We start from the raw sequence: 14,518 nt of genomic DNA on the forward strand, positions 1-14,518 counted from the left end.
GGGTGGCCACCAAACAACCCCAGACAATCTCCTACCCGGCGACCGACGCACGCCCGCACCGCCACGACACCGCCGCACTGGACCCGCACGTCATCGTGTTGTTCGGCGCGACAGGGGATCTGGCGAAACGCAAGCTGATTCCCGGGCTGGCTTACCTGGACCAGTCCGAGCTCGCACCCGATATCCAGATCATCGCGACGTCGCTGGAGGATCTCACCGACGACGAGTTCCGCAAGATCGCCAAGCACGCGATCGAGTCGTTCGGCACCCACAAGCTCAACGCCGACCAGTGGGAGGATTTCGCCAGAATCGTCCATTACGTTCCGCAGGGCGCCGGGTCGCAGGCACTGGCCGAGGCGGTTGCGCAGGCCGAAAAGAACCTCGGACCCAATGTGCGCCGCCTGCATTACCTTTCCGTGCCGCCGAAGGCGGCGCGTGACGTGATCACCATGCTGCGCGAGGCCAATCTGGTGGAACGCTCGCGAGTGGTGATGGAAAAGCCGTTCGGCACCGACTTGGAAAGCGCCGTCGCGCTCAACGATTTCGTGCACGAAACCTTCGAGGAATCCCAGATCTTCCGCATCGACCATTTCCTGGGCAAGGAGGCGGCGCAGAACATCCTGGCGTTCCGTTTCGCCAACGGTTTGTTCGAACCCATCTGGAACCGCAACTTCATCGACCACATCCAGATCGACATCCCGGAGACCCTCGGGCTCGACGAACGGGCCAACTTCTACGAGAACACCGGCGCCTACAAGGACATGGTGGTGACCCACCTGTTTCAGGTGATGGCGTTCGTGGTGATGGAACCGCCGACGGCGCTCGAGCCGTACGCCATCAGCGAAGAGAAGAACAAGGTGTTCCGCTCGATGCTGCCGGTGAAAACGTCCAACGTGGTGCGCGGCCAGTACGCCGGTTACCGCAAGGAGAAGGGCGTGGCCAAGGACTCCGACACCGAAACGTTCATCGCGCTCAAGGTCGGCATCGACAACTGGCGGTGGGCCGGCGTCCCGATCTATCTGCGCACCGGCAAGAAAATGGCCGAAGGTATCCGCATCATCTCGATCGCGTTCAAAGAGGCGCCTCGCACCATGTTCCCGCCCGGATCGGGGGTCGGTACGCAGGGCCCCGACCACCTCACGTTCGACCTCGCCGACAACTCGAAGGTCTCGCTGTCGTTCTACGGCAAGCGGCCCGGGCCGGGGATGAAGCTGGACAAACTGTCGATGCAGTTCTCCTCGCAGGAAGTGGACACCGTCGTCGACGTGCTGGAGGCCTATGAGCGGCTGATCCTGGATGCGATGCGCGGCGACCACACACTGTTCACCACTGCCGAGGGCATCGAATCGCTATGGGAGCGTTCGCAGGACCTGCTCGACGACCCGCCGCCGGCCAAGATGTACCAGCCGGGAACCTGGGGGCCCAACGCCATCCACCAGTTGATCGCGCCCAATGCGTGGCGGTTGCCGTTCGAGCGGGAGTGGCGCCAGGCGCCCAACTCCAACCGGGGCCGACAGTAACCGTCCAGGGCGACTGAGTAGGTTGAACGCGATTCCGGGCGAGGCCGGAACACGTTCGAACATTGGGTTGAAAGGGAGCTCTGTGGGCCAAGAAGCGGCCATGGCCGAAGCCGATCGCGCGTGGATGATCGACACGCTGCTCGCGTTGCTGCAGACACCGAGCCCGTCGGGGCGCACCGACGCGGTGATGCAGCTGATCGGCGACACCCTGGACGACTTCGGCGTGCCCTTCTCGCTGACCCGCCGCGGTGCGTTGACCGCCGAGCTGGCCGGGAAGTCCAAGACGACGGATCGTGCGCTGGTGGTGCACGCGGACACCATCGGCTGCATGGTGCGCCGGCTCAAGGACAACGGGCGCCTCGAACTGGTGCCGGTGGGCACCTTCTCGGCCCGGTTCGCCGCCGGCGCCCGGGTGCGGATCTTCATCGACGACCCCGAGGAGTTCATCACGGGCACGGTGCTGCCGCTCAAGGCCAGCGGGCACGCGTTCGGCGACGAGATCGACACCCAGCCCACCGACTGGGACCACGTCGAGGTTCGGGTGGACCGGCGGGTGAGCTCGCGGGACGATCTGGTCCGGCTGGGACTGAACGTCGGCGACTTCGTCGCGTTGATCACCAGCCCCGAACTCACCGCGGACGGCTTCATCGTGTCCCGCCACCTGGACGGGAAGGCGGGGGTGGCGGTCGCACTGACCCTGGCCAAGAACTTCTCCGAGAACAAGGTGGTGCTGCCGCACCGGACCACCATCATGGTCACCATCACCGAGGAGGTTGGCCACGGCGCCAGTCACGGGCTGCCCGACGACGTCGCCGAGCTGGTCTCGGTGGACAACGCGGTGTGCGCTCCCGGCCAGCTCTCCCGGGAAGACGGGGTGACCATTCCGATGGCCGACATGCACGGCCCGTTCGACTACCACCTGACCCGCAAGTTGTGCCGGCTCGCCGCCGAACGTGGTATCCCGTTCGCCCGGGATGTGTTCCGCTACTACCGGTCCGACGCCGCCGCCGCCATCGAGGCCGGCGCGGAAACCCGGGCTGCGCTGGTCGGCTTCGGCCTCGACGGCAGCCACGGCTGGGAGCGCACCCACATGGATTCTCTGGAGGCCGTGTACAACCTGCTGCACGCATGGCTGCAGACTCCGCTGACGTTCGCCCAATGGGACGCCAAGCCGTCGGGCAAACTGCGCGACTTCCCGTCGTCGAAGCAGCCGGCGCCCTCCGAACAGTGGGTGCCGTTGTCGCGTGGTGAACACGGCGATCCCGGGGATGCCCTGCCGGGGACGACCTGGCCGCCGTCGACGCCGCCGGCGGGTCCGCAGGCCTAAGCCGCTGAACCCCGCGGGCTCAGTCGGGGATGTAGTCGAACGTGTCCGGGTGCGGCCCGTTGCGTCCGTCCTCGCCGCGGTCCAGGCCGCTGATGGCGGCCATGTCGTCCCCGGACAGCTCGAAGTCGAAGATCTCGAAATTCTCTCTCATGCGTTCGGGGCTCACCGATTTCGGGAACACGATGTCGCCGCGCTGGATGTGCCAGCGCAACACCACCTGCGCTGCCGTTTTGCCGGTCGCCTTGGCGATGCCGGCGATCACTTGATCGTCGAGGACCTTGCCTTGGGCGATCGGGGACCACGCTTCGGTCGCGATGCCGTGTTCGATGTCGTAGGCGCGGACCTCGTCGTTGGCGAAGTACGGGTGCGCCTCGATCTGGTTGACGGCGGGGACCGTCTGCGATCGGGCGGCCAGTTGGTCCAGATGTGCCGGCTGGAAGTTCGAGACGCCGATGCTGCGGGCGCGTCCTTCCTTGGCGAATTCCTCCAGCGTGATCCAGGTGGAGACGAAATCGCCGTCGTAGAGCGTCGGCAGCGGCCAGTGGATCAAGAACAGGTCGACGTAGTCCGAACCCAGCGCGCTCAGCGTGTCCTCGAACGCGCGACGTGCATCGTCGGGGCGGTGGAAGCCGTTGTTGAGCTTGCTGGTCACGAACACCTCGGCGCGGTCGAGGCCTGCGTCGCGGATCCCTTGCCCGACGTCCTTTTCGTTTCCGTACATCTGCGCGGTGTCGATGTGCCGGTAACCCACCTCGAGCGCGGACCGCACTGCGGCCGCCGTCTCGGCCGGTTTGATCTGGAAGACGCCGAAGCCCAGCTGCGGGATGGCGTTCCCGTCGTTCAGGGTGATTGACGGGACATTACTCATGTTCATTCCTCCTCGTCCGTTACGGCTGTGGACGGGGATACCCACTTCCCGCGATCAACCCAATTCGGCGCTGAGGTAACCGACCGCATTGCGGAACGCGGCAAGGATCTCGTTGTCCGGCATCGCGAAGCCGTACCGGTCGTAGACCTGCTCGGTGGGGTAGCGGGTCACCGTCCAGCCGCTGGCCTCCAGGTGCTCGCCGGCCGGCCGCCGGGGACCGAGCCACACGAGTTCGGCGACGTCTATGTCCAGTCCGTGCTTGCGCCAGCCGCTGCGCATAGCGCGCGCCCGCTCGTCGGTGAACACACTCATGTCGGTGATGTTCTCCGTTGCCATCCGGCTGCCCGGCGCGCTGAGTGCGGTGATGTGGTCGAGCAGCCGGTCCTGGGCTTCCGGCGGCAGGTAGGGCAGCAACCCCTCGGCGATCCAGGCGGTCGGTTCGGATGCGTCGAACATGTTGTCCCGCAACGCCTCCGGCCAGTCATCGCGCAGGTCGACGCCGACCGGACGGCGCTCGGCGGTCGGTTCGGCACCGATCTGGGCCAGCGTGACGCTCTTGAAGTTGATGACGTCGGGCTGGTCGACCTCGAACACCACCGTGCCCGCGGGCCAGTTCAGGCGGTACGCGCGGGCGTCGAGCCCGGCGGCCAAGATGACGGCCTGGCGGATGCCGGCATCGGTCGCGGCGCGGAAGAAATCGTCGAAGAACCGGGTGCGGACGGTGATCTGCTCACGTCGCTGCTGGTAGGTGAAAGGCATCTCGGAGTCTTCGAGCGGTATCTCGCCGTCGAGCATGCGAACGAAGAACGGATGCCCCACGGCACGCACCAGCGGGTCGGCGAATGGATCGTCGAGCAGGGGATCCGGTTCGCTGGACGCCAGCGCCCGAGATGCCGCCACCATCGTCGCGGTCGCTCCGACGCTGGAGGCGAGATCCCAACTGTCACCCTCGGATCGCGCTGAACCTGCAGATGTCACCGACTGCTCCCGTCCCTCGATACAGCGCAAGCCTAACCGCGTGGGCCCCGGGTCGCTGGGCGGCGGCTAGCCTTCCGGTATGACGGACACGGTCGTCGTCAAGGTCAAGCCCGGCAGCCGCAAGGGCCCGCTGGTCGAGGTCGATGCCGACGGGGAGCTGACCATCTACGTCCGCGAACGGGCGATCGACGGAAAGGCCAACGACGCGGTGCTCAGGGTGCTGGCCGCGCACCTCCAATTGCCAAGGAGCCAAATCGAATTGGCGTCGGGGACGACATCGCGGGTGAAGCGCTTCCGGGTCAGCCGCTAGTCGGCACTCAGCGTGCGGGATCGCTTGGCCGCATACATGTGCTCGTCGGCGAGCCGCAACAGGTCCCGCTCACCCGCGGCGATCCCGGCACTGAAGCCCACGCTGCCACTCACTTCGTCCCAATGATCGCGAAGCCGTGCGACGACGTGCTCGGCCTGCGCCCGATCGGCGTTGACGAGCATCAGCAGGAACTCGTCACCGCCGATGCGGAACACCACGTCGTCTTTGCGGACCGACCAGCGCAGTGCGTCGGCGAACGCCACCAGAAGTTCGTCGCCGGCCTCGTGGCCGTAACGGTCGTTGTAGCGCTTGAAGTTGTCGAGATCGAGCAGCACCACGGTCGATTCGCCGGCATGCATCGAAAGCTGGGGCCCCAGCGTGCTGCGGTCCAGGAGTTGGGTGAGCGCATCGGTCTGGGCGACCTTGCGCAGCAGGGCGCTCTGCTGTTCCAGCTGGGAAATGAGCCAGGCAGGTACTTCGGCGACCAGAACCCACATGATCGCGGTCAAGATCACATTGGGCCATGCACCGGGTAGTTGCCTGGCGCCGCCTATCACCAACGCCGGAACGGCGATTGGCAGCAGGGCCAGGGAACGCCAGCGTGGCCGCGTCAGGCCCAGGAAGGCGAAGTTGATCGTGATGGTGCCGGGGTAGTCCCGGGTGGCGTAAGGCTGCACCAATCCGACGACGAGCGTGGTGACAAGCGCTACCCACGGCCACACGATGAGCAGGGCACGGCGGTCCTGGAAACCGCGTAGCCACCCGATCGACGCGCCGAGCACGGCGAGGACCGCCGCGCTCCCCAGCAACCAATGCAGCCGGGTGTCGTGTTTGGCGACCTCGTAGTGCGCTGCACCCAGCGCGTAGATACCGAGCATGCTGAGGTATCCGATCAAACCGATCAGATGCCATTGCCGCGCAGACGGCCGCGGGTCCACATGCCAGGACACGAGGTAAGGATAAGGTCGCCGGGGGCTCCCTGAACTCGTTCTGCGCAGTTCGCCGGCTTCATTGTGCGCCCGATTGGTACGGTTTTCGGCCAATGCCCTTCTCAGGCTGTGGTTGCGACGGCGGGAGGAGGTGGGAACGTATCGGTCCTCGACCCGAGGTGGCCTCATTCGGTGAGACGCCGGAAGAAGTTGCCGGCCATTGCCAGGTAGGTCTTCGGAGCCGCCAGGTGCACCACGTGGCCAGTGTCGACCTTGCGATATTCCCCGGCAGCGAGCAGGGAAAGGGCCCGGTTCGCGTCGTCACGGGTCATTGCGCCGTCGAGGGTGCCGTCGGCGAGGACGGCGAAGTCGGCCTGAACCAGCAGGGCGGGGCAGCGGATCCGGGCGAGCGCCTCGGCATGGTCGAAGCCGGCGTTCCAGCTGCCATCGTGGAAGGCGGCGCCGAAACGGGGGTCGTATTGGTCCATGCCGCGCAGGAATAGCCGCACGGTGTCGTTCGGCAGCAGCCCGATGTCCACCGGTTGACCAGGATGCGCTCGCCGGTTGAGCTTGACCAGCTGCGTGAGCAGGACGGCTGATCCGGGCGCGACGTTTCGGGTGAAGAAGGACCGGTTGGCGTGGATCCAGTACAGCAGGAAGTCGTCGACGCCGTCGCGGACCGCATTGGCGCAGGTGGCAAAGGATCGGTCGGCGATCGTCGTCCGGATGCGCGGATATTCGGCCGAGAACAGCGGCGGGTCCTCGAGTATGACGGCACGGACCCACTCGGGGCGGTGCGCCGCCAGCCAGGCGGCGAGCAGGCCGCCCGAGGAATTACCGCTGAGGTAGCTGGGCGCCGTCACGACGGTTTCGACGAAGGCGCTCAGATCGGCCCCGATCTGGTTGGCGCTCATCGAATAGCCTTCGGGGACAACGGTTTTACCGTGTCCCGGGTAGTCGACCGCGAACACATGGAAGTTGGGGGCCAGCGCGGGTAGCACCCGGCTATAGCTGAACCAGTCCATGTGCTGGGCATGCAGTAGCACCAGGGGAGGACCGCTGGGTGGGCCTTCGGCGTAACTCCACATCACCTCGCCGACCCGCGTGGTCCGCTGTCGGAAACCGGCCGCCGCAACCCGTGCGTGCCACGGGTCGGCGCGCGCGACGACCCGGAGCATGGGTCCGGCGCCGACTCGTTGCCGCAGCTCAGCCGGACGAGTCGAGAATCTTGATCGCGAAGATGAGCGAGTCGCCCGGCTGGATCCCGGCGCTGGGCTGACCGTTCGGGTAGCCGTCGGCGGAGGTCATCGCGACACCCACGGTGGATCCGACCTTCTGTCCGGCGATGGCCTTCTGGAAGCCGGGCACCACCCCGTTGAGTGGGAAGGCGACCGGTGCGCCCCGTTCATAGCTGCTGTCGAACACCGAGCCGTCGCGTCCGTTGACGCCCATGTAGCAGACGTTGACCCTGGCCGTAGCCGGGACGACGGGTCCGTCTCCGGCGTGCAGCGTCTGCACCTGGGTCTGGCTCACGCTGAACGGTGCGGTCACGGTCACCCGCGGAGCGGCCGTATCGGTCGATCCGGTGACCGCGACGCTGCCGGTGGTCCCGGCCAGGGTCCAGTCGGGCGTTCCGCCGCTCGGCGGCGCGGCGGTGGGGCAGGTGGCGGCGGCGTTCGCCGTTCCCGGCCCGACGAACGGCAGGAGCAGCGCTGTCGCTGCGAGCGTGACGGCGGAATACACGCGTAAGGGATTCACGGCCGCCACGCTACAGCCAGGCCTGCCGTCCCTTACCGCAGCCCTGCGGACCGGTTAGCTGCTGATGCCGGCCAGCTCGTGTGCCACCGCATTGAATGCGCGCAACGTGTCCGCGAGCGGGCCCGGGTCCTCGGAGTGCGGCTGCGATGAGACTTTGGCCGCGACCAGGTCGGCAGCCCGGTTGACGTAGATCAGCTGACCGCACATGCCCACGCACAGCACCACGTTGCTGCCCGGGTAGGGGAACCACATCTGGTTGCGGTACATGCCACCGGGCATGCCGGTGTCGTCGGGGCTGGCGGCGAACGCCTGCCGTGAGTCGGGGCCGCCGTCGAGGGTGTCGGCGATCCAGGCTTCGGGCAACACCTGCTGATCGGTCAGCGAGACCCCGTCGCGCAAGAACAGAGACCCGAACCGGATCATGTCGGTGAGGCAGGCGCTGATGCCACCGTCGAAGAATCCGGTACCCGCGGGGTCGAGCCCGATGGTGGCGTCGCATTGCGCGCCGAGGCGGCTCCACAGCAGTTCGGTCATCAGCTCGGGCATCGGTTGGCCGGCGGCCGCCTCGCAGACCCAGCCCAACACGTCGGTTTCGCACGACCGATAGTCGAACGGCCCGCCGTGCGCGGTTTTTCGCCGCAGGGTCAACAAGAAGTCGCGCAGCGTGGCGGGGGCGTGCGGACTGCGCCGGGTCGCCCAGCCCATCGCCTGGTCGAGCAGGTGAATTTCCGCCGCGGGGTCGCGGTAATCCTCGGAGAAGGCGATGCCCGACCTCATATCCAACAGATGTCGCACCGTCGCGCCGGCGTAACCGCAGCCGCCCAACGCCGGAACGAACGCCGTGACCGGGGCGTCCAGGTCGATCCCACCGGCGCCGTGCAGCGTGCCCACGACGGCTGCCACCAGGGATTTGCTGACCGAGAACAGCAAGTGCCGTGTCCGGTTCCCCATCCCGTGCAGGTACTCCTCGGCCATCAGCGATCCGTGGTGGGCCACGGCCCACCCGTCGGTGGCGGTGGCGGCCATCACTGCGCCGACGGTGGTGGCCACGCCCTGGCTGCTGGTCACCTCGAGCTCGGCCACTGGCGCGCCGGCGGTGGGCAGCGTGGCGACCGGCCCGGTCCCGCGGGAGATCACCGCGGTCGGAACAAAGTCTTCGACGTGCTGCAACGACCAGCGTGCATAGGGCCCCGACAGCCAGTTGTCCAAGGAGATACCAGCCGGTATGGAACTCATTGAGCGGCTGCTCAGGCTCGGGCGACGAGCCGCGAGATGATCGGTGCGGCCGGCGTCAGGGGCGTCGAGACGAACTTGGCCCTCATGCCTTTGACCCAGCGCCGGCAGCGCTCGCTGAGCTGATAGTCGTCGGTCTGCAGGTGTCCGCGGGTGACGAGCACGCCGAGTTGGGCGCCCTCGGAACGTAAGTCGCCGGGAGCCGCGACCCGCATGTAGAAAGCCTCGGACCCGTCGAGCAGGGTGGCCCAGTCGTTGGCGGTGCGCGCGAAGGAGACCCGGCCATCGTCGTCGATGCGCCATACACCGGTGCGTGGCGTCGCGGTGAAGAGCTCGATTTCCGGGGATGTCTCGGTGATGATCACCTGGCCCCAGACCTCGTCCTCGCCGTAGCCGCGCTCCCAGCGCGCGTTGATGGCGTCGATGTCGAGCTCGTAGTCCACGTCCATGTACTCGAGCAGGTGAAAGAGAAATAGCGGCATGTCGGCGTAGGCCTCGGTGGTCAGGTTCGTCATCGGGCTGGCGCCACTGAGGCGCGGGTTCACCTCGCCGAGGTATAGCTCATCGGAGTCGAGGTCGTGCAGGAGGTCCACTTCGAAGTAGCCGCGATAGCCCTCGCGGCGCATGACGTCGCCCAGCTTTCCGACGATTTCGCGTGCGGTGTGCGTCTGTGCGGGCGGCAGCACCTCGCGCCAGACGTCGTTGCCGCACCAGCTGCCCCGGTGCGGAGTCAGCTCGGAATAACCGACGAGACTCGTCATGGCCGGCCCGATCACGGTGCCGTGCCGGGTCACGGCGCCCTCGAGACACACCTCGACGTTGCGGATGCGCTTCATGACTTTGACTTCTGGCTGCGCGGTCAGGTCACCGGCGTGCTGGTCCCAGTCGTGTTGACCGTGCACGAAGAATGTCCCGCTGCCGGCGTTTCCGTAAGCGACGGAGATGACGAGATCGTCTCCTAGTCCGGCGTTTTGCGCGAGCGCCAGCAGTTCGTCGTAGGAGCCGGCCCGACCGATCGCGTGGGGCACGCTCGGAATGCCCGCCTCGTTGGCCAGGCGCGTCATGACGATCTTGGAGCTCAGCCGTTGGCGCAGCTCGATCGGCGGGTGCATGACCTCAAGCCCCGCCTGCCGCGCGAGGGCCTGAATTTCCTCGTTCATCATGACGAAGCAGGCTTTGCCACCCGGACCTTTGCCCGCGATGAACTCAAGCGTTTCGGGATCGGACAGCAGGTGGCTGCACACGTCGTCCATGGAGTCGAAATCACGCCGGTCACGTCGCCGCGGTACGAACACGCGCGAGTGATTGCCTTCAAACGAGTCAAAGTAGGTGAGGTAAAAGAAGTTTCGTATCCACCGATCCACGCCGAGCAGGTTGAATGGGGTCGGCGAGATGAAATACAGCGGCACCTTGTTCGTGTGAAAGAACGCGCGTACGTCCGAAAGGCCACTCAGCGGGCGCTGCGGCTCCGGCGCGGTGTCGCTACCCATCACGCTGCAAGCGGTGACGTCGACAGCGGATTCCGGCGCGCTGCGCGCGGCCTGGGCGGGCATGCTGCAATCAGCGCGGCAGTGTTGAGATGACTTATCGGCATTCGACAAGTGTGCGCCACTGCCCGTCACCGTGTCGAAGTGGACACCGCAAATTCGTGTGTCGGTCAACCCGACGAGGAAGGAGATTTTACGGTGGTCATTCTCATCGCGTTCGGGTCTTTCATCACCACCTGGTTGGGCGGCTGGGGCGCGATGCGGATTGGCTCCTATCGCCAACTGGTCCTCGGACTTGCGGCCGGATTGATGCTCGGAGCGGTCACGTTCGACCTGCTTCCGGAGGCGATGAGCGATCCCGAATGGCGCCGGTTCGGAATTCCGGTGCCGCTCATGGCCTTCGTCCTCGGGTTTCTCGTTCTGCACGTCGTCGAGAGCACAGTAGGCATCCATCGCGGACGATCCCAGAACGGTGCCGAGGTTTCGGATGCTCCCAGCGTCGGACTGTTGGCGGCGTCGGGTCTGGTGGGTCACAGCGTCATGGACGGGTTCGCCATCGGGGCGGCGTTTCAGGTGGGGACCGGGATCGGCGCCGTCGTCGCCGTAGCCGTGATCGGCCATGATTTCGCGGACGGCTTCAACACCTACACCGTCACGCGGCTCTACGGGAACGACCGGCGAAAGGCGTTGGCGTTATTGGCGGCTGATGCCGCCGCACCGGTGATCGGTGCGGCCCTGACACTTGTGGTGACCATCCCGCATCGTGTGCTCGACACTTACCTGGGGTTCTTCGCGGGTTTCCTGATGTACCTGGCCAGCGCGGACATCCTGCCCAGGACACAGACCGGGCGTCGCGCCGGCGTCACGCTGGCGTGCACGATCGGGGGTGTCCTGTTCATGCTGTTGATCGTCGGACTGGCGAGCTAGGTGGCCGGCAATTGGTGTCGGCAGTTATTGCCGTGCAACGGCTTTGGTTCGCGTCGCGCTCCGATTGTTACTGGCTGATGAGCCGGCCGGCATGTCGCCGGCCGGCTACCAAGGAACGCCTACTGGTGTTCGTCGTCCGACTTGCTCAACACGCGGTCCGCGCTGCGAACGAGACTGCGGTGGAAGTCGTATTGCGCGGTGACGAGCTTGTCGGCGAGTTCGATCGCCGCGTCGACGAGCTTCGTCCGTAGCGGTTGGACGGCCTCGGGGATGACCTCGTCAACTGTCTGACGGAACTTACGCAATGCCTCACCTGCGGCATGCTGACCGGCTTTGGCCGTTTCGCGCAGCTCGTCGACCAGATCAGTCTCTTGGCGTTCGACTGTCTTGGGCTTTAGTGTCTGCGTCATTTTTCGCCTTCTTCTCTGTTCTTCTGTGTCGATATTTTCTTTGGACACCAACGACGTTAGTGCTCGCTGCGGCGGGCCGGTACGGTCGAAAGTCCCACGGTCAAGTGTCGTTGGTCTGCTCTGGGGGCCCGGCGAGCTCACCTCGGAAATCCCTGCGGCACACAGAGATAGCCTGGGTCAGGAGGTGGCCTTCGCGTTGATCGCCAGCGCGGTGTGGCCGATCCAGACGAACAGCAGAATTGGGATCCACCAGACGACGAGAAACCCCTCCAACGAGAGCGGTCCGCTCGGCGCGATGAACGCGACGAGAAGCAGTATGTGCCCGGCTGCGGCGATGACCGCCAGGTGAGCGGTCGAAAGCCGCAGTACCCGGTGGCGGTACACCGCGATCGCGAACGCACCCAACGCCACCACGGTGGGGATGCCGGACATCGCCAGCAGCCCGAAGCTGAGGTCGTAGAGCAGCGCCGACAGCTCAGGGCTGCGCGGTCGGTAGAGCAGAATATCGAATGCGGCGAATCCGGCGAGGATGAGTGTGACCAGCCCGACGAATCCCGTGCCGAAAGCCGCGGCCAGTTGCGATCCAGCCGGAAGTCGATTGCGCAGCCGACTCCATACACCGGCACCGAAGACGAACCAGCATCCGACGCCCACGGTGTAGAGCGCCTGCGCGATGACCAGTCGGTCGTGATGCGCCGACGCCCAGTGCGCGATGTCGGCACCTGACGCGTGCGTCGGCGGAAATGACCAGATCGGATAAGCGGGGATGGCGGCCGCCGGTATGGCGATGCCCAGCGTGCCGGCCCAGCGCGCCACTTCCGTTTGCCCCGCACCGTTTGTGCTGGCCATCAGTACCCCCGCGCGATGGTCTTACCACAGGTCAATTTTCTTCCAATGGTAAGACTGCACCACATCAACGAACTTATCAATGGTCAGATTGTCCGATAGACTCCGTCGTCATGCCGGCCGACCCACCGAGGAACTACCACCACGGACAGCTCGAGCGGGCCGGCATCGACGGTGCGGTGGAGGAAGTGGAGACCGTCGGGGTGGCGGCAGTGAGCATGCGACGCATCGCACGTCGGGCTGGTGTCTCACACGCCGCACTGGCCTACAAGTTCGGTGACAAAGCGGGAATTTTCACCGCGGTGGCCGCCGAGGGATTCCGAATTGCGGCAGAGAAGATCGGGGCCGTCGCCTCAGGCCCCGACGGGTTCGTGCGCGGCGGACAAACCTACATCGAGTTCGCGCTCACCCACCGCGGCTACTTCGAGGTGATGTTTCGGCCCAAGCTCTACCGGGGCGACGACGAAGCTCTGGCGGCGGCGCGCACCGCCGCATTCGGAGTGCTCTACGGCACCGCCAGAGCCAGCCTCGAGGCGTACCGGCCGGGTGCCGTCACCGAAGAGGATGTGCGCGGGCTGGTGTTGGCGGGGTGGTCCGCCTCGCATGGCTTTGCAACCCTGGCGCTGACTGCCAATCTGTCCGAACATCTCGAAACCGACGCCTTTGCCCTTGCGGCACAGGTCGTGCGCGGCATCGTCATCATGGGCCAGCTGGCGCAGCAGGCGTCTGGCGATTAGGCCCGAAGAGCAAAGCCTTTACATACGAGGACGCCCGATAGTCGTCCGAGCGCGAAAGACCCCAAATGCGCGGTCAATCAGCATTTTCACCGTACATACGAGGACGCCCGCCGGAGGTTGTGGCACGCCCGAGTTCAAGTGCGCCACGCACCAGGTACCAACCGTCACGGGGTTCCCGAGCACATGAAGGGAAACCCGCACGGTGGCTTGTTCGTCGCCTCGGCCGGTGGGGGATCGGGCCCGTCCCACACCGAGGGGCCGACGTTGCCGTGCCCCCACAAGACGCTCCACCAGGTATGGCAGCGACTCGTATCCCAATCGGTGCCTGGGGGAGGCGAGCCGCGCCCGGTGGCTGTGTGGATGGCACCGTCCAGCGGATCTCCCGGGCACCACGTCCACGGCCCGCCACCGAGCGGTGCGGCCTGAGCAGGGCCCGTGCTCAGACCGACGCCGGCCGCCGCGATGCCACCTGAGACCAGCGCGCGGACGATAAGCGTCCTCATTTGATAGCGATGCCGCATGGCCTTGCGCCTTTCTTGGATTCGTGCGACCTGCGTTTCACTGGCTCCGGATGGATGCGCGGTGTGCGACTCAAGTCGGTACCCAGCAGTGTGCGGCGGTCGCCGGCGTCGTTCCATCAGGCGTTTTCCCTATTTTTCGGCGTCGCGCCGGCGGGCCCGGTTGGGCAATTGCTCTCGTCGACGGGTCGGTCTTCGTGGCGGTCGGCGGCGAGATGCCGGGCGATGGCTGGCGGGTGGCTGCCAGAAGGCGCAGCATGGCGCATATGCGCCACGTGGCAGGCCTGCCGAGCGGAGCGGCGATGCTGATCGTCAAACGTGGACCCAACGTGGGGTCGCGATTCCTGCTCGACCGACCTGCCACGTCCGTCGGCAGCCATCCCGCCAGCGACGTCATGCTCGACGATGTGACCGTCGACAGCCATCACGCCGAATTCCTTAGCGATGGCGGTCAATTTCGACTGATCGACGCCGACAGTCGCGGCGGTACGTATCTCAATCGTGAACTGGTGCACTCTGCCGAGCTCCATAACGGTGACGAGATCACGATCGGCCAGTTCCGACTTATGTTCCTGCGGGCTAGATGACCGCAGGTTTTTTTGGGGGCGCTCCGGGTCACGGAGGCCACTTGCGTCGGATGAAAGTGGTTGGGGTGTAAGGGAACCAGCGC

16 protein-coding genes are annotated in these 14,518 nt (G+C 65.9%); 6 read left to right on the forward strand and 10 right to left on the reverse strand.

The window, feature by feature from the left end:
• Nucleotides 1–2: 2 nt before the first annotated feature.
• Together zwf and MKCMC460_RS15930 are read left to right on the forward strand one after the other, a co-directional pair.
• Complete coding sequence (zwf, locus tag MKCMC460_RS15925) at nucleotides 3–1,520, forward strand: glucose-6-phosphate dehydrogenase (protein WP_236983366.1); 1,518 nt, start codon at nucleotides 3–5, stop codon at nucleotides 1,518–1,520.
• Between the two features lie 82 nt (nucleotides 1,521–1,602).
• The gene (locus tag MKCMC460_RS15930; protein WP_236983357.1) at nucleotides 1,603–2,847 is read left to right on the forward strand and encodes an osmoprotectant NAGGN system M42 family peptidase; all 1,245 of its coding nucleotides are present in this window, start codon (nucleotides 1,603–1,605) and stop codon (nucleotides 2,845–2,847) included.
• A gap of 19 nt (nucleotides 2,848–2,866) precedes the next feature.
• Here MKCMC460_RS15930 and MKCMC460_RS15935 read toward each other — a convergent pair whose 3' ends face one another.
• The gene (locus MKCMC460_RS15935) at nucleotides 2,867–3,715 is read right to left on the reverse strand and encodes an aldo/keto reductase (RefSeq protein ID WP_236983355.1); all 849 of its coding nucleotides are present in this window, start codon (nucleotides 3,713–3,715) and stop codon (nucleotides 2,867–2,869) included.
• A 54-nt stretch (nucleotides 3,716–3,769) separates the two neighbouring features.
• Nucleotides 3,770–4,693, reverse strand: coding sequence for a class I SAM-dependent methyltransferase (locus MKCMC460_RS15940; RefSeq protein ID WP_236983353.1), 924 nt, complete (start codon nucleotides 4,691–4,693; stop codon nucleotides 3,770–3,772).
• 79 nt (nucleotides 4,694–4,772) lie between these two features.
• Here MKCMC460_RS15940 and MKCMC460_RS15945 point away from each other — a divergent pair, with 79 nt between their 5' ends.
• Entirely contained in the window at nucleotides 4,773–5,003 is a 231-nt protein-coding gene (locus MKCMC460_RS15945; protein WP_236983351.1) for a DUF167 domain-containing protein, read from the forward strand.
• On the opposite strand, the gene MKCMC460_RS15950 is transcribed toward MKCMC460_RS15945, so the two are convergent.
• The 5 genes from MKCMC460_RS15950 to MKCMC460_RS15970 all read right to left on the reverse strand — a co-directional run bounded on the left by MKCMC460_RS15950 (nucleotide 5,000) and on the right by MKCMC460_RS15970 (nucleotide 10,413).
• Nucleotides 5,000–5,953, reverse strand: coding sequence for a diguanylate cyclase (locus tag MKCMC460_RS15950; RefSeq protein WP_236983349.1), 954 nt, complete (start codon nucleotides 5,951–5,953; stop codon nucleotides 5,000–5,002). The genes MKCMC460_RS15945 and MKCMC460_RS15950 overlap by 4 nt on opposite strands.
• Nucleotides 5,954–6,117: 164 nt before the next feature.
• A complete protein-coding gene (locus MKCMC460_RS15955; protein WP_238304543.1) occupies nucleotides 6,118–7,110 on the reverse strand; it encodes an alpha/beta fold hydrolase in 993 nt (330 codons plus the stop codon).
• Nucleotides 7,111–7,138: 28 nt separating this feature from the next.
• Nucleotides 7,139–7,690 (reverse strand): FKBP-type peptidyl-prolyl cis-trans isomerase, encoded by a 552-nt coding sequence (locus MKCMC460_RS15960; RefSeq protein WP_370652827.1) that lies wholly within the window; start codon nucleotides 7,688–7,690, stop codon nucleotides 7,139–7,141.
• A gap of 54 nt (nucleotides 7,691–7,744) precedes the next feature.
• The gene (locus tag MKCMC460_RS15965) at nucleotides 7,745–8,926 is read right to left on the reverse strand and encodes a serine hydrolase domain-containing protein (RefSeq protein WP_238304544.1); all 1,182 of its coding nucleotides are present in this window, start codon (nucleotides 8,924–8,926) and stop codon (nucleotides 7,745–7,747) included.
• Between the two features lie 11 nt (nucleotides 8,927–8,937).
• Nucleotides 8,938–10,413 (reverse strand): biotin carboxylase, encoded by a 1,476-nt coding sequence (locus tag MKCMC460_RS15970; protein WP_236984117.1) that lies wholly within the window; start codon nucleotides 10,411–10,413, stop codon nucleotides 8,938–8,940.
• A 390-nt stretch (nucleotides 10,414–10,803) separates the two neighbouring features.
• Here MKCMC460_RS15970 and MKCMC460_RS15975 point away from each other — a divergent pair, with 390 nt between their 5' ends.
• The gene (locus MKCMC460_RS15975; protein ID WP_236984115.1) at nucleotides 10,804–11,337 is read left to right on the forward strand and encodes a ZIP family metal transporter; all 534 of its coding nucleotides are present in this window, start codon (nucleotides 10,804–10,806) and stop codon (nucleotides 11,335–11,337) included.
• 119 nt (nucleotides 11,338–11,456) lie between these two features.
• Here the strand turns inward: MKCMC460_RS15975 and MKCMC460_RS15980 are convergent, their stop codons facing one another.
• Nucleotides 11,457–11,747 (reverse strand): hypothetical protein, encoded by a 291-nt coding sequence (locus MKCMC460_RS15980; RefSeq protein ID WP_236983345.1) that lies wholly within the window; start codon nucleotides 11,745–11,747, stop codon nucleotides 11,457–11,459.
• A gap of 177 nt (nucleotides 11,748–11,924) precedes the next feature.
• Nucleotides 11,925–12,596 (reverse strand): hypothetical protein, encoded by a 672-nt coding sequence (locus MKCMC460_RS15985; protein WP_238304546.1) that lies wholly within the window; start codon nucleotides 12,594–12,596, stop codon nucleotides 11,925–11,927.
• Nucleotides 12,597–12,706: 110 nt separating this feature from the next.
• Between MKCMC460_RS15985 and MKCMC460_RS15990 the strand changes: the two genes are divergently transcribed.
• Nucleotides 12,707–13,330: a TetR/AcrR family transcriptional regulator gene (locus tag MKCMC460_RS15990; protein WP_238304547.1), complete on the forward strand. Its 624-nt coding sequence runs from the start codon at nucleotides 12,707–12,709 to the stop codon at nucleotides 13,328–13,330.
• A gap of 164 nt (nucleotides 13,331–13,494) precedes the next feature.
• On the opposite strand, the gene MKCMC460_RS15995 is transcribed toward MKCMC460_RS15990, so the two are convergent.
• Nucleotides 13,495–13,833: a hypothetical protein gene (locus MKCMC460_RS15995; protein ID WP_236983339.1), complete on the reverse strand. Its 339-nt coding sequence runs from the start codon at nucleotides 13,831–13,833 to the stop codon at nucleotides 13,495–13,497.
• A gap of 230 nt (nucleotides 13,834–14,063) precedes the next feature.
• Here MKCMC460_RS15995 and MKCMC460_RS16000 point away from each other — a divergent pair, with 230 nt between their 5' ends.
• Nucleotides 14,064–14,435 carry an FHA domain-containing protein gene (locus tag MKCMC460_RS16000; protein ID WP_238306009.1) on the forward strand — a complete coding sequence of 124 codons (372 nt, stop codon included), beginning with the start codon at nucleotides 14,064–14,066 and terminating at the stop codon, nucleotides 14,433–14,435.
• The last annotated feature ends 83 nt before the right edge of the window (nucleotides 14,436–14,518 follow it).

Source organism: Mycobacterium sp. 20KCMC460, assembly GCF_022179425.1.
Taxonomy (GTDB): Bacteria; Actinomycetota; Actinomycetes; order Mycobacteriales; family Mycobacteriaceae; genus Mycobacterium; species Mycobacterium kiyosense.